This window comes from Owariibacterium komagatae (assembly GCF_045865535.1).
In the GTDB taxonomy this organism is placed as follows: Bacteria; Bacillota; Clostridia; order Oscillospirales; family Ruminococcaceae; genus Ruthenibacterium; species Ruthenibacterium komagatae.
The window spans coordinates 3,378,322-3,403,728 of sequence record NZ_AP031406.1 but is presented as its reverse complement, the minus strand read 5'-3'; the positions used below and the strand labels follow the sequence as shown (position 1 = coordinate 3,403,728).

Here is a 25,407-nt window from a genome sequence, read left to right as displayed (position 1 = left end):
TCAGTCTGTGCGCTTTGTCGGGAAAACCGCCAGCTGGCTGCATACGGCATCTCCCACTGTATCGGGAGAGGCAAACACCACTCCCTTCAGGCCCGGCTCCAGACGCGCCACATCCAGTTCCTTTTCGCATAATACGATCACGCCGCTTTCCGGCAGGCGTGCCCGCACATGCAAAACATTGTTCCACATCTCTTCGGTGGAACCCACTGCCAGCAGCACCACCGCGTTTTTCAGTTTCCCTCTCCGAAACAGCGCGCTGGCGGCCAATTCCAGCAAATAATAAACTCCCAGTGCCGCGAACATCGTCACAACAATCAGAAAAAGCCCGCTTCGCATTTTCCGCACCACCTTTTTATGGTTTACCCCACCATATGAAAAAGCGGCGGAATGTGTGCAAACGCGATCTCACCGGTCCCGATTTGCCTGTTTTTCCAGATAATCGTGCAGTTCGCCCCGAGCTTCCAGACAGCGCATGTCCGCAATCATCTCATCATAAAAGTCCCGCATCTGCTTCAGCGTTACGTCGAACCGCAGCTCTTCGTTCTCAAAAAACGCACGGTTGCTCTGCCGGTATTTGTCCATGCGCGCCTGCTGGCCGTCCGATGTAGCCGGCTGTACAAAAATGCTGGTGGCACGCCGGATGTCCGGCCCCTGTTCATGAATCCGCTTCGCATGTGGCCAATAACGAAGCCACATGGACCAGTCCTCGTGCGCATCCAAAGATTCTTCCAATCCGCCGTATTGTTCAAACAGCTTTTTGCGGAACAGCACCGTTTGGATGGGGATACAGTTCATCTGGCACATACGGAACAGCGTGATATGATCGAATGTCATATTCTGCAGGCGCGTCTCCGCCTGCTCCAATGTACCGAACAGCGCCATGGAACTGCCCAATACCATATCGGCCTGCGGATGCCGGGCAAGTTCCGTCATCAGCAGCTCAATGTGGTCCGGATAAAAATAATCGTCATCATCCAGGAAATTCAAATACTCTCCCCTGGCCATGGCTGCGCCCCGGTTGCCGTTTGCAGCGCGGCCATGCCGTTTTCCGTCATTGCAATAGACAATGTTCAAATCGGAAAACTCCTGTTCCAGCATTTCGCGGGAAACCGGTTCGCCGTCTTCCGCCACTACGATCTCCAGCGATTCCCAGGTTTGATTGCGAAGAGAGCAAAGCGCGCCCCGCAGAACCTCCGGTCGGGCGCAGGTACGCACGATCACGGACACCAGGGGCTTTTCATCACCCGGCCACGGGTCCAGAACGTGCAAGCCCCGGTCCGGCGAAAAGCCGCCGTCGAACCGTGCCATCTTTGCCGCAAATGCATCTCGATTTTGAAAACGCCAAAACCAGAACGGCCACAGGCGAAGAAAATGGCGAAGATAATTTTTCAGGAAGACTCTGCGAACGCCGTCAAAATGCACGGGATGCATCAGCGCATTCAGATACATTTTATGCCCGTTCCAAATATCCCGCACGCTGCCGTACTTATAGCGCAACAGCAAATTGCCATAAAAACTTCCCGCATATTCCGAAAGTTTCGGGCCGCCGTTCTCATAACAATAATGCGTCACCTTTGCCCGTGGCACATAAAACAAACGCCAGCCGGAGGCGCGCAAACGCCAGGAAAGATCCACATCTTCACAATACATAAAAATATGTTCATCAAACCCGCGGACCTGCTCCAGCGCAGTGCGGCGCACGCAAAAAACCGCGCCGCTGGCCCAGGGGGTCTCCAAAGAGACCGGATCGATGTGATGCCCCGTTTCGCAGGGGATCTGGCGGCACTCAAAACCGCCCGCCTCCGGATGCTGCTGCGCCGCCTCATCCAGTGCGCGAAACACACCGGCATCCACCCGCGTATCCACATTCAAGAAGAATACAAAAGGAGCCCCGCCTTTGTTCGCCCCCCGATTGCACGCAGCGCCAAACCCCAGATTGCCGCCGTTTTGCAGCACCGTAAAGCCGCCAAAACCGCCTTTTTCCTGCTCGGCCTGCAGCAGCGGCAACGTGCCGTCCTGCGAGCCATTGTCCGCCACCAGCACGTGAAGCTGCGCCAGGTCATAGTCCACGCTCCGCAAAGCCTCCATACACCCCGGGATCCAACGCTCGCTGTTGTAGCTGACCAGAACGATATCGTAACGCATAAAGCGGCCCCTTTCCGTTTCAAATCACAAGTAGTATACCACAAACCTTGCCTGAGGAAAAGAAAAAGGCAGTCTCTCACGAGACCGCCTTTCTTTTATTTATTGGCGTACTGCAGCTTTCAATGCATCCACCCGGTCGGTATTTTCCCACTTTACGCCCAGATCTTCGCGTCCCATGTGACCATAGGCCGCCAGATTGCGATAAATGGGACGGCGCAAATCCAGCTGTTCAATGATGGCAGCCGGGCGAAGGTCAAACACCTTTTCTACCGCCTGCTCAATGGCTGTTTCGTCCACCGTTCCGGTTCCAAACGTATCCACACGGATGCTGACCGGCTCCGCTACGCCAATGGCGTAAGCCAGCTGCACCTCACACCGACTGGCAAAGCCTGCCGCCACAATGTTTTTGGCCACCCAACGGGCCGCATATGCGGCCGAGCGGTCCACCTTTGTGGGATCTTTGCCGGAGAAGGCGCCGCCGCCATGGCGGCCCATCCCGCCGTATGTATCCACGATTATTTTGCGGCCGGTCAGGCCGGTATCACCCTGCGGGCCACCCACAACAAAGCGTCCGGTAGGGTTGATGAAAAACTTGGTTTCCGCGTCCACCAGTTCCGGCGGAAGGATCGGCAGAATGACCTCGCGCTTGATATCTTCGCGCAGCTGCTCCATCTCCACTTCCGGCGCGTGCTGGCTGGAAATGACCACCGTATCAATATGAATCGGCGTCTCGCCGTCATACTCCACTGTCACCTGGCTCTTGCCGTCCGGACGCAGATAATCCAGCGTGCCGTCCTTGCGGACCTGGGTCAGCCGGCGCGCCAGCTTGTGGGCCAGCGAAATCGGCAGCGGCATCAGTTCGGGCGTCTCGGTGCAGGCATAGCCGAACATCATCCCCTGGTCGCCTGCACCGCCGGGATTCACGCCCATGGCAATATCCGGAGACTGCTCGTCCACGTTGGCAATGACCGCGCATGTGTCCGCGTCAAATCCGTATTTTGCGCGGGTATAGCCGATATCGCGCACCACGTCGCGAACAATTTTCTGAAAGTCCACGTAACAGTTGGTCGTGATCTCGCCCATGATATGCACCATTCCGGTGGACGCAGCGGTCTCGCAGGCCACACGGCCGGCGGGGTCCTCAGCGAGGATCGCATCCAGAATCGCATCGGAAATCTGATCGCAGATTTTATCGGGATGGCCTTCTGTAACGGATTCAGACGTAAAAAGTTTTTTCTGAGACATTCTTGTGTTCCTTTCTGTTTGTAAAGAGCGCCGAAAAAGAAGAGCCCGGCAAACACCGGGCTCTGACAGCTTATCTTTCGGTGTTACCCGCAGGATTTGGCACCTTACCCAAAGGCAGGTTGTCGGACTTCACAGGGCCTGTTCCCTCCGTCGCTCTTGATAAGAAAATATTCAATTGCACAAGACAGTATAATCGGCCAAGCCGCCTTTGTCAAGACTTTTCTTGAAACACCACACGGCTCACCGCTTTATAGACCACATAAGTGACCAGGCTGTTGATACCCGCTTTGGCCAGATTGAACGGAATAATAGCCGGCAGCAGCATCTGCACCACAGCGCCCACGGTAGAGCCCATAAACAGCGGCGTAAAGACCAAATTGCACAGGCACATGACTGCCGTCATGGCCAAAGAACCCAATACCAGCGCCACCACAGCACCTTTGCGGGTCCTGTGGCGCTGATAAATGCTTCCCGCCAGTACCACAAAAGTACCTGTTGCCAAAATGTGCATTACGATTCCGATAGGACCGCTGCTGGCGCTGACCGTCAACCCCTGAATGATGGCCGTTACCACCGTAAGGCCCAGGCCGGCCCACGGACCAAACAAAAAGGCGCCGATGAAAATGGGAATGTCCGCCGGGTCATACTCCAAAAAAGGAGCCGCAGGAATCAGGGGAAAATGGACGAACGCCACCAAAACGATGGCTACAGCCGCAAGCAGCGCCTGTGTGACAAGTTTGCGTGTGTTGCTGGAAATTGTTGTGGACATTATACGAACCTCCAAAAAATTTTTTGAGGCCCGTTTCGGGGAGCACGTAGGCGCCTGTACAAAAAACGCCCTTTCGCGAACTGCGAAAGGGCGAAACCATGCACTTGCACCGTTGTTTCTTTCATCCGGACTGCACCCCGGGCTTTTCACCCGAAAGTTTCACCGTCGGCTTCGGAATTTCACCGAATCAGCGTTTCCGCACTGGGAAACGGTCGCGGGCTGTACCGCCGGTGGGGAATTTCACCCCGCCCTGAAACAGACTATGTATTCAGTATAACACAGTTCTTTGAAAATGCAAGCTTTCTCCGCTTGGTGCGAAGGGCTTTTTGTGGTATACTGAAAAAAACGGACAAGAGGTATTTTCAATGGATAATACGATTGAACTTGAACTGCGCGATTTCCTTTTCGCAGGCGGAATTCTGTTTTTGTTCACTGCGGGGGCTTTCGCGGTACGGTTTCTGGCATTCCCCTTTTTCATTCGCCTTTCCCAAAAACTGAGCCGCCCCAACATTGAACTGATCCAGCGTTCCTTCCAAAAGCCGATCTTTTTTCTGATTCTTCTGCTCGGGGTTTATTTCTGCCTGACGCTTCTTCCCTTTGAGCTTTTGAAAAGCGGCGCCATTCCGGAGCTTCTGAAAAAACTTTGCACGGTGGGGTCGATTCTGCTTCTGACCTGGGGATTCTTTTCCAGCTGTCAGGTCGTGCCCCGGTTTATTCACGGTTTTGGCATGAAGTTTGATTTTGGGACCGGGAAAGCACTGGTGAATTTTATTACGCGCCTGTGCCAGGCCGTAGTGGTTCTCATTTCCGCCACCATGGTTCTGGGTGCGATCGGGTACGACATCAATGGCGTTCTGGCCGGACTTGGACTCGGTGGTCTGACCTTTGCTCTGGCCGGCCAGGATCTGGCGGGTAACTTTTTCGGCGGTCTTGTGATCGTGGCAGAACAGCCCATGGAAATTGGCGATTGGATCTCCACACCGGATGTGGAGGGAAGCGTCGAGGATATTACGCTTCGTTCCACCAAAATCCGCACGCTGGATGGTGCTCTCACGATTGTCCCCAACAGCAAGCTGACCAGTACCCCGATCACAAACTGGACGCGGATGAACATGCGCCTGTGCCAGTTTAAGCTGGGGCTTTTGTATTCCACTCCCAAAGAGGTTCTGACCGTTGTCATGGAGGACATCCGGACGCTGCTGAAAGAAAACCCTGCGGTCAATGAAGATACCGTACAGGTTCGCCTTTTGGATTTCGCCCCCAGCTCCATTGACATCACCGTCATTTATTACACCAAATGCACTGCCATCAAGGACTACCGCGCAGCCAAAGAAGAAATCAATCTCCAAATCATGGGGATTTTGGAACAGCGCGGCGCGCAGCTTGCTTATCCGTCACAAAGCATCTATTTCTCCACGCCTCTCAAAAACAATTAAGAAAAAGGCTCCGCTTAAGCGGAGCCTTTTTTCTGTGGTCGGGTGAATTATACTATCAAGTGCAACACTTTAGGGAAATAAAAAGGAGTTCATACAGCCCCCTGTGGTAGAATGAAGTTACCACACCACCAAACCACCGGAGGGAACTGTATGAACTACCATCATCTTACCATAGAAGAGCGCAGTTGTATACGGAAATATTATGTGGATGGTCTGAGTTACCGGGAGATTGCCCGGCTGATTGGGAGAAACGTGAGCACGGTGTCGCGGGAGATACGGCGAAACTGCACCCATATGTATGACATTCCGACCTACTACCCCCACACGGCGCAGAAGAAGTACCTGCTGCGGCGCTCCTACTGCCACCGCGGGATGTTCCATTCCCAAGAAGTGATCGACTACATAGAGGAAAAGCTGCGTGCGACGTGGTCGCCGGAGCAGATCGCCTGTACCCCTTGTGAACGAAAGATGCCCAGCTGGAGTACCATCTACCGGTGGATCTATGAGAAATACCTGGTAAATGGCAATCTGAAGGTACTGCGCCGCAAGGGAAAGAGCCATGGAGTCAAGGAAACGCGGGGAAAGTACAGCAAGGGAAAATCCATCCGCAAGCGGGACAAATCGGTGTACAGCCGCCAGGAAGCCGGACACTGGGAAGCGGACACCGTAGTGAGTGGCCAGGGCAAAAGCAAAGCCTGCTTTGCCACCCTGGCGGAGCGAAAGACCCGGTTTTACATTGCCGTGAAGATGCCGGACCGGAGAGCTGAGACCATGGAAAACGCCGTTGTCGCTGCCCTGTCCGTCTTTCCACCGCAGCTAGTCAAAACCATTACCTGCGACCGGGGCACAGAGTTTGCCAACTGGCGCCGTATTGAAGAACGATTGCATTGCGAGGTCTATTTTGCCGACCCGTATTGTGCCTGGCAGAAAGGCACAAACGAGAATCTGAACGGTCTGCTCCGGGAGTTTTATCCCAAGGGCAGAAATCTTTCCCGCGTTGCTCCCGCCACATTAAAACGAAACCTGGCGTTGTTGAACGCCAGGCCTCGCAAAGTTCTTAACTTCCATTCTGCCCGGGAATTATGGGACTTTGAACTCAATTCCTGTTGCACTTAGTTTGACAATTCACTGGTCGCAAATCGTAATAGAACATGTACTGCTGCAAAATCCCCGCGCAGCCACGGTAACGTTCCAGCGGAAATCCATTCGGATAATACGCTTTCAAAATCTGCCGAATGTGCGTATCAATGGGAAAGGCATCCACATGGTGCAACCCGAATAAGCAGATGCAATCGGCGACCTTGGGCCCAATGCCCGGACATTTCCGAAGCATTTCATGTGCTTCCGAATAGGACAAAGCATACAAATCGTCGGGCGAATACTGTGAAAAGAAAGCGCCTGCTCCCAGCAGATACCGGGCGCGGTATCCCACTCCCAGCGCGCGAAGTTCCGCTTCGCTGCGAGCGGCCAGCTGCTGCGGCGTCGGCACCTGACCGTCTGTCAAAGCGCACAAATCACGCAAATTTTTTCGAATGCGCGGGATGTTGCTGTTCTGACTGAGCAGAAAAGTAACGATCATCTCCCAAACATCCTGGCGCAAAATGCGCAAGCCGAAACCGTATTGAACAGCCTTCGTCAAATACGCATCTGCAGGGTCGACCCGGTGAACAATCTCCTCGTAATCCGTTTCCAAATCAAAATACGTTGACCAGACCCGTTCAAACTCTTCGGACGTACATTGAAACTCGAACTGATCCCCCTGCTGGGCCACACGAACCGTTCGGCCACAGGCGGGAATCACAAAACTTCCGTCTTCCTGCGGTTGCCAGCGAAAACATTGGCCCGAATCGTAAATCTGCCGCAGATCACACCGAGGAATTTTTCGTCTCACCATGGGCAATCATTCCTCCGAAAAGCTTCGCAGCAACGCAATTTCTGCAGCCCAGCCCGCATTATCGTTGGGTGTTTCCAGAACAAAGGGCAAATTTTTGACTGCCGGATGACATATCAGGCGACGGAAAGCATCCTTTCCCAGCTGTCCCTCTCCAATGCGCGCATGGCGGTCCTTGCGGGCGCCTAACAAATTCTGGCTGTCGTTGGTGTGAATCGCTTTCAGTTTTTCAAGTCCAATCACCCGATCAAACTGCTGCAACACGCCATCCAGATCGTTCACAATATCATACCCGGCGTCCCATACATGGCAGGTATCCAGACACACGCCCAGCTTCTCCGGCAGGCGGACCCGATCCATAATCGCCCGAAGTTCTTCAAAGCTCGATCCCACTTCGCTTCCCTTTCCCGCCATGGTTTCCAGCAGCACGGTCGTCTGCATCTCCGGCCAGAGCACCTCATTCAGCAAATCGGCGATGAGCTGGATTCCTGTTTCAATTCCCTGCCCCACATGGCTGCCCGGATGAAAATTGTAATAATTGCCCGGGGTATACTCCAGCCTCGCCAGATCTTCCCGCATAGAGCGGCGGGCAAAATCGCGCAAATCTTCTTTTGCTGCGCAAGCGTTGTATGTATACGGAGCATGTGCCACGACGGGGCCAAAGCCATGCTCCCGCGCCAGTTCATTGTATGCGGCCACATCTTTCTCATCCAAAGGCTTTACTGTGCCTCCGCGGGGATTTCTTGTAAAAAACGCGAAGGTATTGGCCCCCAGCTTTAACGCCTGTTTGCCCATGGCCAAATAACCTTTGGACGATGAAATATGACTTCCTATGTAACTCATAAAATAAAAGCCTCCGAAAGATTCAATATCGCAAAAGTCGTTCTCAGTGAATCTGTGACCAACGAGCTGTACAGCACCACTCCTCTACAACTTTGGACAGATTATACCATACTTACGCGAATCGTGGAATCTCTGTTTTCGTCAGCCAACTATTTCATCTTCCTGCGTTTTTCAAAAGTTCTGCTATTTCCCCTGCCGAAAGAATTCTTCCGGCGGAAACGACCTTTTCGTCCACCACCAGAGCCGGCGTACTCATAACACCATATTCTGCAATCCGACCGAAATCGGTCACATGGTCAATCGGTTCTTCCCTTCCCAGCTGCTGCAATGCCTCTCTCGTGTTCCTTTCCAATTCGTTGCACTTGGCGCATCCGGACCCGAGAATCTTAATTTTTGCTGATTCTGTCAGACTTGTATCGACATCCGCCTGTTTTTTCTTCCTGAAGAACATAAATACCTCCTAAATCAAATAACTTTGAACGCCATTAAACAAATACCCGACCAGAACAATGCCGACCGTACAAATCCCGATGAACACAGCCATCAGCAACGGCTTTATTGCTTTGCGCAGCATAATCAGCGAAGGCAGGGAAAGCGTCGTTACCGCCATCATAAAGCTGAGAACAGTTCCCAGCTGTGCCCCTTTTGACAGAAGCGCTTCCGCGACCGGAATGGTTCCAAAGATATCCGCATACATGGGAATTCCGACCAGCACCGCCAGTACGACCCCCAGCGGATTCTGCCCGCCCAGTACGGTTTCGATCCACGCCTGCGGAATCCAGTTATGAATGAGCGCACCTACACCCACGCCCAGCAAAATATACGGAAAAACTTTTCGGAATGTGGCTGTCACCTGATCGAACGCATACTGGCATCGCTGTTTTCGGCTGTAGCCGGGCACATCTGTTTCGGTGGCCGCCCCCTGCCTGACAAAAGGCTCCACCTGATCTTTGAGCGGAAGCTTTTCAATCATTGTTCCGCCAACCACCGCAACCACAAGTCCCACGATCACATACGCACAGGCAATCTTCCAGCCAAAGACCCCCGTCAGAAGCAGCAGGCTGCCCAAATCCACCATCGGGGATGAAATCAGGAACGAAAAAGTTACCCCCAGCGGAAGGCCCGCGCTGGAAAAGCCAATAAACAACGGAATGGACGAACAGGAGCAGAAAGGCGTCACGGTCCCCAGCAGAGCCGCCATGATGTTTGCCCCCACGCCGCGAAATCTTCCCAAAATTTTTCTGCTTCGCTCCGGTGGAAAATAGCTCTGGATGTAGCTGATGATAAAAATCAAAAAGCACAACAGAATGGATATTTTGATTACATCGTAAAGAAAGAACTGAACGCTCGCTCCGATTTTTGAATCCGTATTCAGCCCCAATGCAGAAAGCAATTGTCCCAGCTGTTGATTCAACCATTGCATCCCCAACACCTGGTTTTGAAAAAACAGCAGCACTTCCGTCATACGCAGTCCCCCTGTCCGCCATCCGCCACATGAAGCAGATATTGCGAAAATTGTTCGAATGTCTCCCGGCAAAGGGAATAATGCATCCATTTTCCTTCCCGCCGCACTGTTACAAGGCCGCATTCACACAGCACTTTCATGTGGTGTGATAAAGTCGGCTGCGTGATTTCAAAAGCTTCCAACAGCTGGCACGCACACTTTTCCTTGCCGCCCAACATTTGCAGAATTTTCAGCCGGTTGGAATCTCCCAGTGCTTTGCAGATACAAGCTGCATCTATCTCGTTCATTTTACTCTCCTGTTATATCGATTTATATCTATATGATACTCATCACATAGATATTTGTCAATGTATTTGTGTTCAAAATTTGTCAGGATACTTGATACCTGGACGAAAAACCTTTGGCAAGAAGCAGCGCAGAATATCGGTTTGATACAAACAAAAAGGCCCAGCCCTTTAGCGGGGTGTTCGTAAGACAGTAACAAAAGCAAAAGGCGTGATGAAAGTGGTCGCGCCTTTTGCCTTATGTGGATAGCCGCTTTCGAGGCGCAAGGGATGCAGTCCCTTGCTCGGAACATAGTGACGCAAAACACCCCGGACATTCAGGTGTCCGGGGTGTTCGGTCTCACCGAGCGCACATATGGGGATTACCCTGTATAGAAGTGCGCCCTTAGTATCTGTTCGACAAATTGGAATTTATATTTTTTTCTGCAAATAAATCATATCTACCAGTTGAGTACCTGCTTCATATATTGAATGGTCATAATTATCCGTGAAGAAGTTTTTAATGCTATGCGAACGAATAAATCCACACTTCTCATAAAAAGGAATTGTCAACGGACTATCCCCTGTACCAACTTGCAATATAGAATACTTCCCTTTGTATGTCGTAGCAACGAAGTCAATTAGTGCTTTACCGTAACCCTTTCCCTGATATTCTGGTTCAGTTGCAATGTTTTTGATTTCAAGGACACCCTTCCCCTCGTCTGTTATCACACATTCGCACTTAACTCCATCATCGTCCAAAACATACATTGTCCCCTTATTAATATACCTGTCTATCATATCCTCTTGCTCATCTGCTAATAGCAGCAACGGAAGAAATTGTTTTTTATTCTCCTTGATTTCTTTAATTTTCATATCAACTTGCTCCCTAAATACCGATTTGTAGGTCTGTTCGGTTCCATGCTATCACATAACGGGGATAAAATACAAGAACAGCCACCGCAGTTCAAACTACGGTGGCTGTTAACTGTCTTATGAACACCGCTCCTTCGGGCCGGGTCTCTTTTACCCTTCAACCGTATAAGAAAAAGGCAGCAGATCTTTGGCGGCAATCTTTTTCGGCGTGCCTTTGACCGACACAATCACTTCGCATTCCGGCATATAATCGTGTAATATCTGTCGGCAGTTTCCGCATGGCGGCAAAATTTCTTCGCCCTGCCTTCCTCGAACCGCGACAATCGCTTCGAATTCTCGTTCACCGTTTGTAATGGCCGTTCCAATCGCGATTTGCTCGGCACAAGCCCCATGCAGTGAATACACGTTCACTCCGACATACACTTTTCCGCTTTTGCAACGGACTGCAGCCCCTACGGTGTGGTTGCTGTTTTCCTCGTCATAGTTGCGTTGTATGACGTCCTGTGCCGCACGGACAAGCAGACGGTCCTGCTCAGTCAATTCATGCAGCGGCAACAGTTCTTCCGGAAATCGTGTCATCAATGGAACCCGCCTCTCTTAACGTATTTCGATTGGGCCACGGAAAATTTATTGCTAAAAAAATTACCGCAAGCGTCATATCGCTTGCGGTAATTTTGGTGCCGATGGTGGGACTTGAACCCACACGGTGTTGCCACCAACGGATTTTGAGTCCGCATCGTCTGCCATTCCGACACATCGGCACGTGAGATAGCTTATTTATTATAAGCGATTTCTCACATAAAATCAAGTCTTTTTTTCATTAAAACCGCAAACGCCTTGCGAATTCATTTTTAATGCTTTTGTCGCCAAACAACGCCAGCGCCGTAATGCTGGCAATGGCCATTACGGCAGGGATTGCCGCAGCCCAAAACACATGGGAAAGGCCCGTCCAATAAAAAATCAGCGGAACAAAGCCAAATACCGCCAGTACAACCTGATACAATACATAGCCGGCCCAATTGATCAGATTGCATAGAATAACGATCATCACCGCGGCAATTCCAATGCAGAAAACCGCGGGCAGAACAAAGTCCACCGACCAGCCTCTCCAGCCTGTTTCCACGTCCAGCAAAATCACCAATGCTCCGGCGCAGACCACCTGCATCAAAATTTTTCCGCCGGCATTTCCCCCTGTCCGCAGCACATGCGGCACCGAGATCCATGCATAACCAAAAGAAGTCGCCACAATCAGCCACCACCAAAAATGCGGCATGGTGGCCAGGTTGATCAATGCACAAACCGCAATGGTTACGATTGACCAAAACAGAAGGATTCGTTTGACCAGATGGTACTTTCTTCCGAAACCAAGCACCGGATACACGCGCTTCCCGTTCTGGCCCATTAAAGGCGCGCCGCACAAAGGGCAAATCTGTGCCGGTGTGGAAATATCGATCTGACATGCATCACAATGTTTCATCCTCATCACCGTTGCTTTCCAATGTAATGGGCACTCCCGCCTGAACAAGGTGCTGTGCGATCTGAAGGATCAGTGGATTTCTGTCCAAAAGCGTGGTCACATTCAGCGCCAGCGTTCCGCCGTAAGCACAAGCCGTAAACTTCAAAGGTTCCCCCGGAGAAGCCGGCAATAAAAAGCGGAATCCTTCAAAATAAGGCTGGAACTTTTCATCCACATCAACCACGCCCAAATTGGACAAAGTGGTCGTACTTCCATGGCTGGAATGCTCGTAAATCAACCGCAGAATTCCGTTTTTAAGCAGAAGCGGAGTCATTCGCGCAAACAGATTTTTCTCACTCTGGGCGGTATAGGCCAGCTTCTGTTCAAAGGCCTCCCGAGTACACTTTTCAGCAAACTGACGTTTCACATCCTGCAGGACCGCGTCAAAATTCGCCGGACCGGGACCAAATTTCTGTGAAACCGTCATTCCGGAAAAGAAGTTCAAAGAGGTGTCGCCGCCAAAAATGCGGCGCAGATTGACCGGCACAAAAAGATTGATTGGCTTTTTGGCGCCGCCGGCCGGCATGTGCGCCTGCCGAATGGAACACAAAACCAGCGCCGCCAGATACTCGCCGATGGACACGCCGCTCTCTTTGCACACTCTTTTTAAATCGGTTACCGGCATCAGCAGAGAGACGACCCCCACATCGCCCGCCAGCCGTTTGGTCCCTTTGATGTGAAATGCACTGGGTTCTTTATAGCCGGCCTTTTTCGACGGGCGGCTGTATTTCAGATAACAGTCCTCCACGTTGCCCGCCTGTTCCAGACCGTAGCGTTTTTCCTGCTCCGTCCCGTCCGGATAAGCCAGCTGACAATAACGATAGCAAATCGCCTTGAGAAACCGCATGGCACCCGTTCCGTCGGTAAGCACATGGAAGGTCTCCAAGTGGACCCGATTTTCGAAATACAGCACGCGGAACAAAAAGCGTCCTGTTTCCAGCGGATCCATATAACGACAAGGCACGTCCTGTTCCAAACGAACTACCGGCACCGAATCGTTGGCCTCAAGATAACTCCAAAACAGGCCGTGGCGCAAACGAACTCCGAACGCAGCATAATACGGAAGCGTCTGCTCCAGCGCGCGCTGAAGCAGCCCTGGATCCACCGTATCCCGCAAAACAGCTGTCATCCGGAACACATTGGTTGTGCGCCTGCTGGCAACCACAGGGAACAGATTGGCTGTATTGTCCAGCTTGTGCCAACGTCTGAAGCGCGGTTGCTTTTTCAATTGCCTTCCCCTCCTGTCGGCGGCACAAACAGCCGCAGGTCAATATTTTGTGCAATCGCCATGCCGCCCAGTTTGTTGGGGTGCAAACCATCCGGCAGGGAAAACTCTTTCTTCATGCCCGGTTCATCCCCCGCAGCAATGGGAGCCCCCAGGTCCAGCACTGCGTCAAACAACCCGCATTCCTCCAGCCAGGCATTGATGGCCAGCCGCAGTTCTTCTCTCTGTGCCGTATAAATATGATTGATCTCGCGGGGAAGCAGCTTGCCTGCGTACACTTTCACGCCGCGCCCGTGCAGCGCTTCGGCCAGCGGCTCCACCGCTTTTTGATATTGTTCCAGCGTGATCAAATCACTCTCCGGTGCGCCATCCTTGCCCGGCAAACCAATATCATTGGTTCCCAGTGCAAAAATCGCATGCGTAAGTCCCTCAATCGGAAGCATATCGTAACGGAAGCGCTCAATTCCCGCATGCCCGTAAATCCCCTTGACCAGAGAGGGCGAATCATACAGCAGACGATTGCCGCCAATTCCCAGATTACAGACACTGACCATCCCAGGATATGCGTGATACAGACGCTGTGTGAACGGCGTCACCCATGCCCCCTGCTGCATGATGGAATCGCCGAATGCTGCCACTACGGAAGGTTTCGGCGCATTGTCATCCTGCTCAATCACAATTTCGGACAAGGTCGTCACCGCATTGGTGATATCCCAGGGAAGCACTGTCCGAGACAGACTGCTGAGCAGCTTCGCCTTGGGGAATTCAGTTTCGGCACAGTAATCTCCTTTGACAGACCGCATGGCGAAAGTACTGACGAAGTTGCCGGAACTGACCTTGTCGGACAGCGGATAATATAAGCTGACCACAATGGTTTGGCCCGGTTTTACCGCCAGCGAAATACGGTCAGAATAGACATCTCTTTCCGGAACGAGCGCAAAACTGGTATCTCCAAATACCGTCAGAGGACGCATGGACCCCGGCAGAATCGCTCCCTTTCGATCCGCAAGGGCCACAGTGGCATTCCCCACCCAAACCGGGCGGGAAGAATAATAATTACTGAATTTTATATAAAGGCCATTGCCCGAAAGATTATTGGGCGCGAGAATGCGCACAGTGCGCGCGGCATTGTTGAACGGCTGCGCGGAAATATCCGTATGCGCAACGGCAAATGTGCAGACACGGCGGGACATGGCTGCTTCCTCCTTTGGAAAAAATCAAATTCAGTATAGCACGCTCCGCCTGAGAAAAAAAGCATTCCGGGCCGATTCCGCTCTGAAATACACAAAGCGAAAGGCCCGGACCATTTGGTCCGAGCCTTTGGGGAACATTATTGATTTGCCTTTTTGGCCGCTTCGTCCACTTTGAGCATAATGGCGCATTCCATGCGTTTACGGAACAGCTCACAGCCGTACTCGTAAATTCCGCGAATGCTTCCGGTCGCATGATACGCGTTGGCCGCACATCCGCCGGAACAGTACAGCCGCGCCCAGCAGTCTTTGCAGTCCGGACGCGCATACACATTGCACAGCTTAAACTCATCCCGAAGCTCCGGCCGCGTGACGCCATCCCACACATTGCCCATAAGGTATTTTTCATCCCCTACGAACTGATGACACGGATACAGATCGCCCCAGGGCGTAACCGCCATATACTCCGTTCCGGAGCCACATCCGGAAATGCGCTTGTAAATGCAGGGGCCGTGCGTCAGATCGATCATATAATGATAGAACGTGAAGGGCCGCCCCTCTTCCTTGCGCCGAATCATCTCCTTGGCCAGGATCTCGTACTGCTCCATCAGCTTGGGCAGGTCTTCCTGCGTCAGCGCATACGGTTCACCCGGGGCACACACCACCGGTTCCATGGACAACTCCGTAAAGCCCAGATCCGCCATATGGAAAATGTCCTTGGTGAAATCCACATTGTTATGGGTGTAGGTGCCGCGCACATAATAGTCCCGGTCGCCCCGGCGACGAGCAAATTCCTGGAATTTGGGTACGATCAGATCGTAACTTCCCTGACCGGCATAATTCTTGCGTAAATGGTCGTGCACTTCTTTGCGGCCGTCCAGGCTCATGACCACATTGTGCATTTCACGGTTGGCAAACTCGATCACCTCATCGTCTACCAGCACGCCGTTCGTCGTCAGCGTAAAGCGGAAATTCTTCTGCTTTTCCTGTTCAATGCTGCGGGCGTAGGCAACCAGCTGCTTGACAACATCCCAGTTCATGAGCGGCTCGCCGCCGAAGAAATCCACTTCCAGATTGCGCCGTGTTCCGGAATTCGCCACCAGAAAATCCAGCGCCTGCTTACCCACTTCAAAGCTCATCAGGGCACGGTCGCCGTGGTATTTTCCCTGGCTGGCAAAGCAATATTCACAGTTCAGATTGCAGGTATGAGCCACGTGCAGGCACAGCGCCTTCACCACGGTGCTGCGCTTTTTGAAATCGAAGGCCTTATCCGCATATACGTCCGGTGCGAACAGCTTTCCCTGCTCTTTCAATGTCTCCACATCGTCCAGGCATTCGCGCACGTCCTCCGGTGTAACTTCCGGATATTTTTCAGTGATCGTTCGCACAATTTCCTGTGCAGGTGTACTCTCGTACAGGGCGATGATGTCATATGCCACCTCGTCCACAGCGTGCACAGACCCGGAATAAACGTCCAGCACGATGTTATAGCCGTTCAATTTATATTGATGTATCACTTTGCGTTCCCTTTCCGTCATAAAAATACCGCTTGCCCACAAACAGGTGAGCAGGCGGCGATATGGATCCTATTCAACAACCTTATTTGTTGTCTTTGTTCTCGCACATCTGGTTCGCAACACCGCAGGAAGTCTTGCAAGCAGACTGGCAGGAAGTCTGGCATTCGCCGCAGCCGCCATTCTGAACGCTCTTGGCAAGATCGCGCGTTTCGAGTGTCTGGATTCGTTTCATCGGTTCTTTCCTCCTTTCACACAAACGTGAATCTTTTATAAATTATACATCGCACAGGCTGTATCCGTCAATAGTTGACCGGTCTTCTTAGGTTTGGTAGAATGAAGAAAAACAGCGGGAGGTCACTTATGAAGCGTTTTGCCGGAATTTTTGCAGCATGGCTGGTTTTCTTTTTGGTCGGAACCTTTCTGTTTGGCTCCTTCTTTCTGGCACCCGGACATTTTTACCGACTGCCGCTTCTTCTCGCCCTTTTCGCTGCCGTTTTCACCTGTGTTCTGGCCGAATTGTACGATAAGCTGGACGCGCTGGAAAAACGCATCCAGGCACTGGAATCCAATCATCCCAACGAATGAGCCCGCAGCAGCGGGCTTTTTTCATGCCTTCCGGACCCAAAGACCGCCGGAAAGTCCTCTCAGCGAGACGCCGCTCTCCTGAAGACCTTTGAACACGGACAAAAGCGCTGCATCTATCTCCTCCCCCGGAACCAGCAACGGTATGCCCGGCGGATATGCCCAGACATATCCCGCGCTCACACGGCCCGCCGCTTTGTCCAGCGGACATTTTTCCCGCGCACCAAACACCGCTTCTTGCGCGGAACAGAGCCGACGAGGCAGCTGCAGGGCCGGCCGAACAGCGGCCGAAGGTGACGTTTGAATCATGCGATCCGCTTTGCAAAGCGCACGCGCCAACGCATGGAATGTGTCGGCTGTATCTCCCATCCCCGTCATGGCGATCACATAATCTGAAGCCGCCATTTCAAGCTCAATGTTTGCTTCCTTGCGCAGGCTGCCCATCAGCTCCGGACCCGTGACCGAAGTTCCGGCAGTGGAGATGACGATTTTGGATGGGTCCAGCGCATACACAGAACTGTCAGGCGCCGCTGTATATCCCAAAATCCGCAGATGCTGCAGCGAGCGCACTTCCTGTCCAAACGCCTGCAGAGACGCATTCCATTCCTGCAGCAAGTGCTGCCCCTGCTCCAGCAGCAACGCCACACAACTATCCAACGAGGCCATCAGCAGATACGAAGGGCTGCTGGTTTCAAAAATCTCCAGAGAATGCGCCACCCGCTCCGGATCCACCAGTTCGCCCTGAAGATGGAGCAGCGCCGTCTGTGTCAGACTGGGCAAAGTCTTGTGTGCGCTTTGTATCACTACATCCGCCCCGCAGGCCACCGCACCCGCCGGAAAATTTCCCATTCCAAGATGCGCTCCATGGGCTTCATCCACCAGCAGGACTGCATGATGGCGATGCGCCACATCCGCAATGGCACGGATATCGCTGACAACGCCCTCGTAGGTCGGACTTGTGACAATGACCAGACGCACATCCGGATGTGTCTGCAGCGCCCGCTCCACTTCGGCTGGTGCGATGGAAGCGCAGATTCCAAAACGGCTTTCCACCGGTGGCAGCAAAAAGTGCGGCGTAATGCCGCACAACTCCAGGCCATGGTAGACGGATTTGTGACAGTTGCGTGCCACAATGGCGCTTCCGCCCTGTCCTAAAACGGCATGAATGGCTGCCAGAATGCCGCAAGTGCTTCCATTGACCAGATAGAAGGAACGCTTTGCCCCCCACAGCTGTGCCGCACGCTCCATACCGCGGCGCAGAATCCCCTCTGCACCGTGAAGGTCATCGAACCCGTCGATCTCCGTGATATCCAGCCCTGCACCCAAGGCTTTCAAATAAGGTGCCAAAGCTTCGTTTCGCTTGTGGCCTGGCATGTGCATGGGGATTGCATCTTCCCTCCCATATCGCTGCAAGGCCATGAACAACGTCTCGTCCATTTGTCCCTCTTTTCACGCTGCAAGCTGGCACAGAATGCCAGCTGCCGTACCGATGCCATACAGAAGCGCTACAATGAACGCATTTTGCTTCCAGCTTTTATTCGAACGGCACAGCACTGCCAGTCCCACACCTGCACTGGTGCAAAGGCCGGCCACCATGCCGCCAAAACTCAGCTGACCCGCCGCGAAAAGCTGTGTAAGCAGCACACTGGCCACGCAGTTGGGGATCAGACCGATCAGCCCCGCCAATGCCGGCTGCCAGAAATCGCTGGCGGCCAGCACTGAGGCAATGGTGTCTTCTCCAATCAGTGCCACAAGGCCGCCCAACACAAAGTTAAAGGCCAAAATAAACAGAAAAATGTTGAACGTATGCTTCAGCGCCGCCAACAGGATTCCGTCTTCTTCCTGATGCTCGTGGCAGTCCACTTCCCGGCTGCTTCCTGTGTAGCCGCCCCGCACGGAAACCGGAATCCACTTCTTGAATACAAAATCAATGCAGACTGCCGCCGTCAGCGCCACCACAATTTTAACGCCGATCACCGCCAGCATCGCTTCCCACTGGTCCGGATTGGCAATCATCAGCGGGATCGCTTCGTCGCTGGTCGTAAGGAACACTGCCAGCAGTGTTCCAAGCGTGATGACTTTGGAGCCATACAGGTTCGCAGCCATCGCAGAAAAACCGCACTGAGGAAAACACCCAAGCAGCGCAGCAGGCACAAATCCAAAACGTCCACCGCCGGCCAGCACACGCTCGATCCGCTCCGAGTGACGATGCTCCACATATTCAATCACCCAGTAGGCGACAAACAAAAAGGGCAGCATTTTCACACTGTCCATCCACGCATCCGACAAAATATCAAAAATCAAATCCATTTTTTCTCCCTGGTTCCTTTCATCATTTGTCCGATGACTTTCCGGCAAATGATATACTTTATTAGTATATTACATCCTTTTTTCTTTTGCAATCCGCAAAAAACAGTTATTTTCGTCCCCAAGAAAGAAAAAGTTCTTCAAAATGCCCTTGCACTGCCCTTTGACGAATGGTATTATTATGGCGGTATTTTTTTGATTCTATAAATAATGATGAGGAGTTTTGTACATGCGAGGCATTTATTCGTCCGTAACCGACATCCGCCGCAAGGTTTTCACCGAAGTGGCACGTATGGCTTATGAGGGAACCGATTACAGCCATATCGAGGAACTTCCGTATAAAATTGTTCCTGGTGAGGTCGAACGCTATCGGGAAAGCATTTTCCTTGAGCGCGCCATCGTCGGCGAACGGCTGCGTCTGACCATGGGCCTTTCTCTGCGCCCCATTGATCAGCACGCTCCCCTGGTGGAAGGCGTGGAAGAGAGTGCGCGCCCGGAAAAATATTACGAGCCGCCCCTGATCAACGTGATCAAATTCGCGTGCAATGCCTGCCCGGAAAAATCCTATCATGTGACCAACCTCTGCCAGGGCTGTTTGGCACATCCCTGTAAAGAGATCTGCCCCAAAGGCGCCATTTCCATTGTGCACGGCAAAAGTGTAATCGATCAGGAGAAGTGCATCAAATGCGGTCAGTGCGCCAATGCCTGCCCTTACGGCGCAATTAATAAAATGGAGCGCCCCTGCGCCAAAGCTTGCGGCATGGACGCCATTGGCTCTGACGAGCTGGGCCGCGCCACCATCAATTATGACAAATGCGTTTCCTGCGGCATGTGCCTTGTGAACTGCCCCTTTGGCGCAATCGCGGACAAGAGCCAGATTTTCCAGGTGATTCAGTCCATTAAAAAAGGTGATCGTGTCATCGCCGCGGTGGCTCCTGCTTTTGTGGGCCAGTTCGGGCCGGACATGACCACGGACAAGCTGAAACCGTCCATGAAACTGCTGGGCTTTGACGACGTGGTCGAAGTTGCCATCGGTGCGGACCTGTGCACCATCGAAGAGGCCAAGGACTTCATGCGTGAGGTTCCCGAACATCAGCCCTTCATGGCGACCTCCTGCTGCCCTGCCTGGAGCGTGATGGCCAAAAAGCTGTTCCCGGATTTTGCACCGTACATCTCCATGGCCATGACCCCCATGGTACTGACAGCCCGCCTGATCAAAAAGGAACACAAGAACTGCAAAGTTGTCTTTATCGGACCTTGCGCGGCGAAAAAGCTGGAAGCCAGCCGCCGCACGATCCGCAGCGATGTAGATTTTGTTCTTACCTTTGAAGAAGTAATGGGTATGTTCGAAGCCAAAGCCATTAAGTTTGCGGAAGTGGCTGCCGGCCCCGAACTGACAGAAGCAACGGCAGACGGCCGCGGCTTTGCGGTTTCCGGCGGCGTGGCCAACGCGGTGGTAAACGCCATCCACAAGATGGATCCGGACCGCGAGGTCAAGGTGATGGCTGCCCAGGGACTGCAGGACTGCAAAAAAATGCTGATGATGGCCAAGGCCGGAAAGCTGAACGGCTATCTGCTGGAAGGCATGGCCTGCCCGGGCGGCTGCGTAGCCGGCGCCGGTACATTGCAGAACCCGGTTCGCGCAACTGCTGCACTGAACAAGTACAAGGCAACTGCACCGCAAAAATACGCGGTGGAATCCAAGTACGAAATCACTTTGAATCTGCTGCATGAATAAAATAAAACCCGGACGGCTGAGCCGTCCGGGTTTCTTTATTTGAAAATGAAAAATTTTATTTTGCAAGCTCACCTTTGCTGGCCGCTTTCAAATATGCATTGATAAAGCCGTCCAAATCGCCGTCCATCACCGCGTTCACATTGCCGTTTTCATATCCGGTGCGATGATCCTTGACCAGCGTATAAGGCATGAACACATAGCTGCGAATCTGACTGCCCCAGGCAATCTCTTTCTGCACGCCTTTGATATCACTGATTTTATCCAAGTGTTCCCGTTCCTTAATCTGATACAGCTTTGCCGCCAACATTTTCATACACATATCGCGGTTCTGAAACTGACTGCGCTCGTTTTGGCAGCTGACCACAATGCCCGTGGGAATGTGGATCAACCGAACAGCGGAAGAAGTCTTATTGATATGCTGACCGCCTGCGCCGGACGAACGGAACACTTCCATCTTGATGTCCTCCGGCCGGATCTCAACAGTGATCTTATCGTCCATCTCCGGCATGACCTCCAAAGAGGCGAAGCTGGTGTGACGGCGTCCCGACGCGTCAAACGGAGAGACACGTACCAGGCGATGCACTCCGTTTTCAGAACGCAGGAATCCGTAGGCATTGTGCCCTTCCACCAAAATCGAAGCGGACTTGATGCCGGCCTCATCTCCGTCCAGGTACTCCAGAACCTTTACATTCCAGCCATGGCGCGCGGCAAAACGGGAGTACATCCGGTACAGCATGGACACCCAGTCCTGTGCCTCGGTACCGCCGGCGCCCGCATGGAAGGTAAGAATGGCGTTGTTTCCATCGTATTCCCCATTCAGCAACGTTACCAAACGCATTTCTTCCACTTTTTCATTCAGCTGTTCCACGCTGGTCTGCGCTTCTTCCGCCAGCGCTTCGTCGCCGTCTTCCTCGCACATTTCCAACAGCGTCTGCGAATCACTGAGCATCTCCTGCAGTGCACGATAATCCTCGATGCGCTGTTTCAATTCGCCCATCTCTGCAAATACCGCACCCGAACCTTCCGCATCGTTGTAGAATTCCGGGCTGGCGCTGCGCTGTTCCAACTCTTCCAGACGCAGCTTGCTGCGTTCAATGGCAAGCGCATCCGCCAAATCTGCCACTTCCGGTGCAAGCTCGGACAGCTGACGCTTTACTTCATCTAAAATAACCATAATTTCCTCTCTTCAGCAGGGTTTTGAAACAATGTCATACCCAAATATTATAAAAGATTCCCCTTCGGTTGTAAAGAGGGTGCGATTGGTTGTTATCTGCGAATTTTTCCTGTTTTTCACACTCTTTTCTTTGCATTTTTGCTCCTGATGCGGTATAGTATGGATAACAGTATCTTGAGGAGGATCAGCTTTAACATGATTGACTATCAAAACTGCCATTGCAGCAGTTGTCATAAGCCTCTGCACGAAGGAGACGACATTGTCGTTTGCCCTGAATGCGGTGCCCCCTACCACCGGGCCTGTTACGAAAAAGAAGGTCACTGCGTCTTCTCCGAAAAGCACGGGACCGGCTTTTCGTTCGACCCGCCCAAGCCCAAGGAGCCGGAAGGGATTCATTGTCCGGCCTGTAATGCCCTGAACCAGAAAGACAACATTTTCTGTGAACGCTGCGGCCGCCCTCTGCGCGGTGCACAGCCCATTGGAACTCCTTACGGACAGAACTCCGAAGCCGAACAACCTTATCCGCCCATGGGAATGCCTTTTGGCTCCCCGATGTCCGGCCCGGCCGCGCCCACGCAGAAAGAATATGACGGAATCGATGCCGCAACCTGGTCTGCTTTTATCGGCAGCAGTTCGCAGTATTATCTTGCCCAGTTTTCCCGCATGGACCGGCTGAACCGCAAGACCAGTATCTGTTGGAGCGCTTTGATTTATGCCCCCATGTACTTTTTCTACCGCAAAATGTGGGGCTGGGGTGCTATTTCGCTGGCTCTTTCCATTTTGTTCAGTGTTCCGTCTTATCTGGCAGTCTTCCAGTCCGCCGGCCTTCCCATCGGTTCTATCCTGTCTGCAAGCGCCCTGGAAGGTCTTGCTTTGATTTGCTTTGTTCTCAATTTTGCGAGTTCTGTATTTTTCGCGCTGTACGCCTTTTATCTCTATCGACGCCATGCGCTGAAAAAGTTGCAGGCATTACAGAAAGTGACCGCTTCGCCGGTCCAGATGGTACAGTCCGCACAGCATGAAGGCGGCACGTCCGTGCTGGGAGTTGTCTTTTTGTTTGCTCTTGTTGTCACGCTGAACTCCCTGATTGTTTCTGCGGTCGGCCCCACTCAAATGATGAACTATTTTTACGGCTGAGTCCGGAAAGGAGAATAAAATGCAGAAGATCCGCAAAGCTGTCATTCCTGCGGCCGGTCTTGGCACCCGTGTACTTCCCGCCACCAAGGCTATGCCGAAAGAGATGCTTCCCATTGTGGACAAACCCGCGATTCAATACATTGTAGAGGAAGCGGTCGCCGCCGGGATCGAACAGATTCTGATCATCACCGGCCGCGGCAAAGGAATCATGGAAGACCACTTTGACCGTGCCCCGGAACTGGAAGCAGCGTTGAACGGCAACCCTGCCAAAGCCAAAATGCTGGAAGATTGCCTGGGCATCGCCAATTTGGCAGACATCTTTTTCCTGCGTCAGAAAGAAACCAAGGGGTTGGGGCATGCCATTCTGAAAGCGCGCCCGTTTACCGGCGACGAACCTTTTGTGGTTTTGTACGGGGATGACGTCATTATGGGTGAAGATCCTGTGGCTGCACAGCTGTGCCGTGCCTACGAACAGTACGGAAAACCCTGTGTAGGAATCAAGCAGGTAAGCCGGGAGGCCATCCGCAAATACTCTTCCCTGAAGGTCGATCCTTTGCAGGACAACCTGTACCGCGTGACCGATATGATCGAAAAACCGGCGCCCGGCCAGGAAATGAGCCTTTATTCCATTCTTGGACGTTGTTTGCTGACGCCGGAAATTTACGAAATTCTGGAAAACACCCAACCCGGCGCAGGCGGTGAGATCCAACTGACCGATGCCATGGCGGTCATTGCACGCAATGGCGGCATGACGGGTGTGGACTTTACCGGCAAACGCTATGACATGGGTGCGAAGCTGGGTGTAATGCAGGCGCAGGTGGAAACCGCACTTCGTCATCCGGAAATCGGTGAAGAGTTCAAAGCTTACCTGAAGGAACTGGTCCGCACATTGTAATGGATAAAAGCGAGTGAATTTGGCAAGAATAAGCTTGACAAATTCACTCGCTTTATTATATAATAAATTGCTTGCTGAAAATTGCAAGCAGAATCCTTACCCCGCAAGGGGTCATATGTCCAGAAGGAGGTGCACAGAAATGGCAAAATACGAAACAATGCTGGTTACCAGTTCCACCCTGGATGAGGAAGCTACCGCTACCCTGGTTGGCAAGTTCAAATCCCTCATCGAGAAGAACGGTACGATCGATTCTGTTGACGAGTGGGGCAAACGCCGCCTGGCCTACCCCATCAACGACGAAACCGAAGGCGTGTACACCATCATCAGCTTCACCAGCGGCCCTGATTTCCCCGCTGAGCTGGACCGTGTGTACAAAATCACCGACGGCGTGCTGCGTTCCATGATCGTTGCGAAACCCGAAGCTGAGGAGGCAAAATAATGCTGAATGTGATTGCTTTGATGGGCCGCCTTGTAGCTGACCCGGAATTGCGCCACACCCCCAACGGGATTGCGACATGTACGTTCCGCATCGCGGTTGACCGCAGCTTTGTACGTGCCGGCGAAGAGCGTAAGGCTGACTTTATCGACATTGTCGCCTGGCGCCAGAGCGCTGAGTTTGTTTGCAAGTATTTTCATAAAGGCAGCCTGATTGCCGTCAACGGCAGTTTGCAGACCCGCAATTATGAAGATCGCAACGGAAACAAACGCACTGCGTATGAAGTGGTCGCGGAAAACATTCACTTTGCGGAAAGCAAGGGCTCTTCCAGCGGCAGCAACTATGCTGCGCCGGCCGCCCCTGCACAGCGCCCCGCACCGACCGAGCCTGTGAGCTATGCCGCCGGGAGCGCGGATGATTTTGCCGTCATCGACGACAACGAAGATCTACCATTCTAATAAAGGAGGACCTGTCTCATGGCTTTCGATAAAGAGCGTCAGGACACCCGTGCAGGTGGCCGTCCGCAGCGCCGTGGCCGCAAAAAAGTTTGCAGCTTCTGCGTTGATCGTGTGGACCACATCGACTACAAGGATGTTCCTCGTCTGCGCAAGTACATTTCCGAGCGCGCGAAGATTATTCCCCGCCGCGTTACCGGTACCTGCGCATATCATCAGCGCGAGCTGACGGTTGCGATCAAACGCGCCCGTCACGTTGCGCTGCTCCCCTATGTGAGCGACTAATTTTATGCACGGCATGT

Annotated in this window: 28 protein-coding genes, 1 tRNA gene and 2 riboswitches; of the genes, 9 read left to right on the top strand and 20 right to left on the bottom strand. The window is 52.7% G+C overall.

The annotated features are described in order from the left end of the window. The 4 genes from ACKTS9_RS17035 to ACKTS9_RS17020 form a co-directional block, all read right to left on the bottom strand. Positions 1 to 336 carry a hypothetical protein gene (locus ACKTS9_RS17035; protein WP_349214137.1) on the bottom strand — a complete coding sequence of 112 codons (336 nt, stop codon included), beginning with the start codon at positions 334 to 336 and terminating at the stop codon, positions 1 to 3. A gap of 69 nt (positions 337 to 405) precedes the next feature. Further along, positions 406 to 2,145, bottom strand: a complete 1,740-nt coding sequence (locus ACKTS9_RS17030; protein ID WP_349214135.1) for a glycosyltransferase family 2 protein — start codon at positions 2,143 to 2,145, stop codon at positions 406 to 408. A gap of 99 nt (positions 2,146 to 2,244) precedes the next feature. After that, entirely contained in the window at positions 2,245 to 3,390 is a 1,146-nt protein-coding gene (gene metK / locus ACKTS9_RS17025; RefSeq protein ID WP_349214133.1) for a methionine adenosyltransferase, read from the bottom strand. 67 nt (positions 3,391 to 3,457) lie between these two features. Further along, positions 3,458 to 3,556, bottom strand: a riboswitch (SAM riboswitch). A gap of 45 nt (positions 3,557 to 3,601) precedes the next feature. Continuing rightward, positions 3,602 to 4,159, bottom strand: a complete 558-nt coding sequence (locus ACKTS9_RS17020) for an ECF transporter S component (RefSeq protein WP_349214131.1) — start codon at positions 4,157 to 4,159, stop codon at positions 3,602 to 3,604. A 109-nt stretch (positions 4,160 to 4,268) separates the two neighbouring features. Beyond that, a riboswitch (FMN riboswitch) is annotated at positions 4,269 to 4,421 on the bottom strand. 103 nt (positions 4,422 to 4,524) lie between these two features. On the opposite strand from ACKTS9_RS17020, the gene ACKTS9_RS17015 reads away from it, so the two are divergent. Together ACKTS9_RS17015 and ACKTS9_RS17010 are read left to right on the top strand one after the other, a co-directional pair. Further along, positions 4,525 to 5,595, top strand: a complete 1,071-nt coding sequence (locus ACKTS9_RS17015; protein ID WP_349214129.1) for a mechanosensitive ion channel family protein — start codon at positions 4,525 to 4,527, stop codon at positions 5,593 to 5,595. A 150-nt stretch (positions 5,596 to 5,745) separates the two neighbouring features. Continuing rightward, entirely contained in the window at positions 5,746 to 6,711 is a 966-nt protein-coding gene (locus ACKTS9_RS17010) for an IS30 family transposase (RefSeq protein WP_407878926.1), read from the top strand. On the opposite strand, the gene ACKTS9_RS17005 is transcribed toward ACKTS9_RS17010, so the two are convergent. From ACKTS9_RS17005 to scfA, 13 genes are all read right to left on the bottom strand, one after another. Further along, positions 6,692 to 7,489 (bottom strand): DNA-3-methyladenine glycosylase family protein, encoded by a 798-nt coding sequence (locus ACKTS9_RS17005; protein WP_349214231.1) that lies wholly within the window; start codon positions 7,487 to 7,489, stop codon positions 6,692 to 6,694. The two genes, ACKTS9_RS17010 and ACKTS9_RS17005, sit on opposite strands and share 20 nt — an antisense overlap. A gap of 6 nt (positions 7,490 to 7,495) precedes the next feature. Further along, the gene (locus tag ACKTS9_RS17000; RefSeq protein WP_349214233.1) at positions 7,496 to 8,329 is read right to left on the bottom strand and encodes a deoxyribonuclease IV; all 834 of its coding nucleotides are present in this window, start codon (positions 8,327 to 8,329) and stop codon (positions 7,496 to 7,498) included. 154 nt (positions 8,330 to 8,483) lie between these two features. After that, the gene (locus tag ACKTS9_RS16995) at positions 8,484 to 8,780 is read right to left on the bottom strand and encodes a thioredoxin family protein (RefSeq protein ID WP_349214235.1); all 297 of its coding nucleotides are present in this window, start codon (positions 8,778 to 8,780) and stop codon (positions 8,484 to 8,486) included. A gap of 9 nt (positions 8,781 to 8,789) precedes the next feature. Continuing rightward, a complete protein-coding gene (locus ACKTS9_RS16990) occupies positions 8,790 to 9,794 on the bottom strand; it encodes a permease (RefSeq protein ID WP_407881878.1) in 1,005 nt (334 codons plus the stop codon). Continuing rightward, positions 9,791 to 10,081, bottom strand: a complete 291-nt coding sequence (locus ACKTS9_RS16985) for an ArsR/SmtB family transcription factor (RefSeq protein ID WP_407881877.1) — start codon at positions 10,079 to 10,081, stop codon at positions 9,791 to 9,793. The genes ACKTS9_RS16990 and ACKTS9_RS16985 overlap by 4 nt, the downstream gene beginning before the upstream one ends. A 408-nt stretch (positions 10,082 to 10,489) precedes the next feature. Further along, entirely contained in the window at positions 10,490 to 10,933 is a 444-nt protein-coding gene (locus tag ACKTS9_RS16980) for a GNAT family N-acetyltransferase (RefSeq protein WP_087182454.1), read from the bottom strand. 150 nt (positions 10,934 to 11,083) lie between these two features. After that, positions 11,084 to 11,512 carry a cytidine deaminase family protein gene (locus ACKTS9_RS16975; protein ID WP_349214252.1) on the bottom strand — a complete coding sequence of 143 codons (429 nt, stop codon included), beginning with the start codon at positions 11,510 to 11,512 and terminating at the stop codon, positions 11,084 to 11,086. 96 nt (positions 11,513 to 11,608) lie between these two features. Further along, a tRNA-Leu gene (locus ACKTS9_RS16970) sits at positions 11,609 to 11,694 on the bottom strand. Between the two features lie 59 nt (positions 11,695 to 11,753). Beyond that, on the bottom strand, positions 11,754 to 12,410 hold the full coding sequence (locus tag ACKTS9_RS16965; RefSeq protein ID WP_349214240.1) for a DUF6320 domain-containing protein: 657 nt from the start codon (positions 12,408 to 12,410) through the stop codon (positions 11,754 to 11,756). Beyond that, a complete protein-coding gene (locus ACKTS9_RS16960) occupies positions 12,397 to 13,677 on the bottom strand; it encodes a hypothetical protein (protein ID WP_407881876.1) in 1,281 nt (426 codons plus the stop codon). Before ACKTS9_RS16960 ends, ACKTS9_RS16965 begins: the two co-directional genes overlap by 14 nt. Continuing rightward, positions 13,674 to 14,867 (bottom strand): GDSL-type esterase/lipase family protein, encoded by a 1,194-nt coding sequence (locus tag ACKTS9_RS16955; protein WP_407881875.1) that lies wholly within the window; start codon positions 14,865 to 14,867, stop codon positions 13,674 to 13,676. The genes ACKTS9_RS16960 and ACKTS9_RS16955 overlap by 4 nt, the downstream gene beginning before the upstream one ends. Before the next feature lie 137 nt (positions 14,868 to 15,004). Beyond that, positions 15,005 to 16,381: a thioether cross-link-forming SCIFF peptide maturase gene (scfB, locus tag ACKTS9_RS16950; protein ID WP_349214254.1), complete on the bottom strand. Its 1,377-nt coding sequence runs from the start codon at positions 16,379 to 16,381 to the stop codon at positions 15,005 to 15,007. 82 nt (positions 16,382 to 16,463) lie between these two features. After that, on the bottom strand, positions 16,464 to 16,613 hold the full coding sequence (scfA, locus tag ACKTS9_RS16945; protein WP_349214245.1) for a six-cysteine ranthipeptide SCIFF: 150 nt from the start codon (positions 16,611 to 16,613) through the stop codon (positions 16,464 to 16,466). Between the two features lie 128 nt (positions 16,614 to 16,741). Here scfA and ACKTS9_RS16940 point away from each other — a divergent pair, with 128 nt between their 5' ends. After that, positions 16,742 to 16,966, top strand: a complete 225-nt coding sequence (locus ACKTS9_RS16940; protein ID WP_349214246.1) for a hypothetical protein — start codon at positions 16,742 to 16,744, stop codon at positions 16,964 to 16,966. Between the two features lie 21 nt (positions 16,967 to 16,987). On the opposite strand, the gene ACKTS9_RS16935 is transcribed toward ACKTS9_RS16940, so the two are convergent. Continuing rightward, a complete protein-coding gene (locus ACKTS9_RS16935) occupies positions 16,988 to 18,400 on the bottom strand; it encodes an aminotransferase class I/II-fold pyridoxal phosphate-dependent enzyme (protein ID WP_349214247.1) in 1,413 nt (470 codons plus the stop codon). A gap of 12 nt (positions 18,401 to 18,412) precedes the next feature. Next, complete coding sequence (locus tag ACKTS9_RS16930; RefSeq protein WP_349214248.1) at positions 18,413 to 19,273, bottom strand: putative manganese transporter; 861 nt, start codon at positions 19,271 to 19,273, stop codon at positions 18,413 to 18,415. A gap of 226 nt (positions 19,274 to 19,499) precedes the next feature. Between ACKTS9_RS16930 and ACKTS9_RS16925 the strand changes: the two genes are divergently transcribed. Beyond that, entirely contained in the window at positions 19,500 to 21,008 is a 1,509-nt protein-coding gene (locus tag ACKTS9_RS16925; protein ID WP_349214250.1) for a 4Fe-4S dicluster domain-containing protein, read from the top strand. Positions 21,009 to 21,063: 55 nt separating this feature from the next. Here the strand turns inward: ACKTS9_RS16925 and prfB are convergent, their stop codons facing one another. Then, positions 21,064 to 22,182 carry a peptide chain release factor 2 gene (gene prfB / locus ACKTS9_RS16920; RefSeq protein WP_407881874.1) on the bottom strand — a complete coding sequence of 373 codons (1,119 nt, stop codon included), beginning with the start codon at positions 22,180 to 22,182 and terminating at the stop codon, positions 21,064 to 21,066. A 195-nt stretch (positions 22,183 to 22,377) separates the two neighbouring features. On the opposite strand from prfB, the gene ACKTS9_RS16915 reads away from it, so the two are divergent. From ACKTS9_RS16915 to rpsR, 5 genes are all read left to right on the top strand, one after another. Beyond that, entirely contained in the window at positions 22,378 to 23,319 is a 942-nt protein-coding gene (locus tag ACKTS9_RS16915; RefSeq protein WP_349214339.1) for an RING finger protein, read from the top strand. A 19-nt stretch (positions 23,320 to 23,338) separates the two neighbouring features. Beyond that, positions 23,339 to 24,214, top strand: a complete 876-nt coding sequence (locus ACKTS9_RS16910; RefSeq protein WP_407881873.1) for a UTP--glucose-1-phosphate uridylyltransferase — start codon at positions 23,339 to 23,341, stop codon at positions 24,212 to 24,214. Between the two features lie 139 nt (positions 24,215 to 24,353). Continuing rightward, positions 24,354 to 24,653, top strand: a complete 300-nt coding sequence (rpsF, locus tag ACKTS9_RS16905; RefSeq protein WP_349214336.1) for a 30S ribosomal protein S6 — start codon at positions 24,354 to 24,356, stop codon at positions 24,651 to 24,653. Beyond that, a complete protein-coding gene (locus ACKTS9_RS16900) occupies positions 24,653 to 25,108 on the top strand; it encodes a single-stranded DNA-binding protein (protein WP_349214334.1) in 456 nt (151 codons plus the stop codon). The genes rpsF and ACKTS9_RS16900 overlap by 1 nt, the downstream gene beginning before the upstream one ends. An 18-nt stretch (positions 25,109 to 25,126) precedes the next feature. Further along, positions 25,127 to 25,390 carry a 30S ribosomal protein S18 gene (gene rpsR / locus ACKTS9_RS16895; protein ID WP_349214333.1) on the top strand — a complete coding sequence of 88 codons (264 nt, stop codon included), beginning with the start codon at positions 25,127 to 25,129 and terminating at the stop codon, positions 25,388 to 25,390. The last annotated feature ends 17 nt before the right edge of the window (positions 25,391 to 25,407 follow it).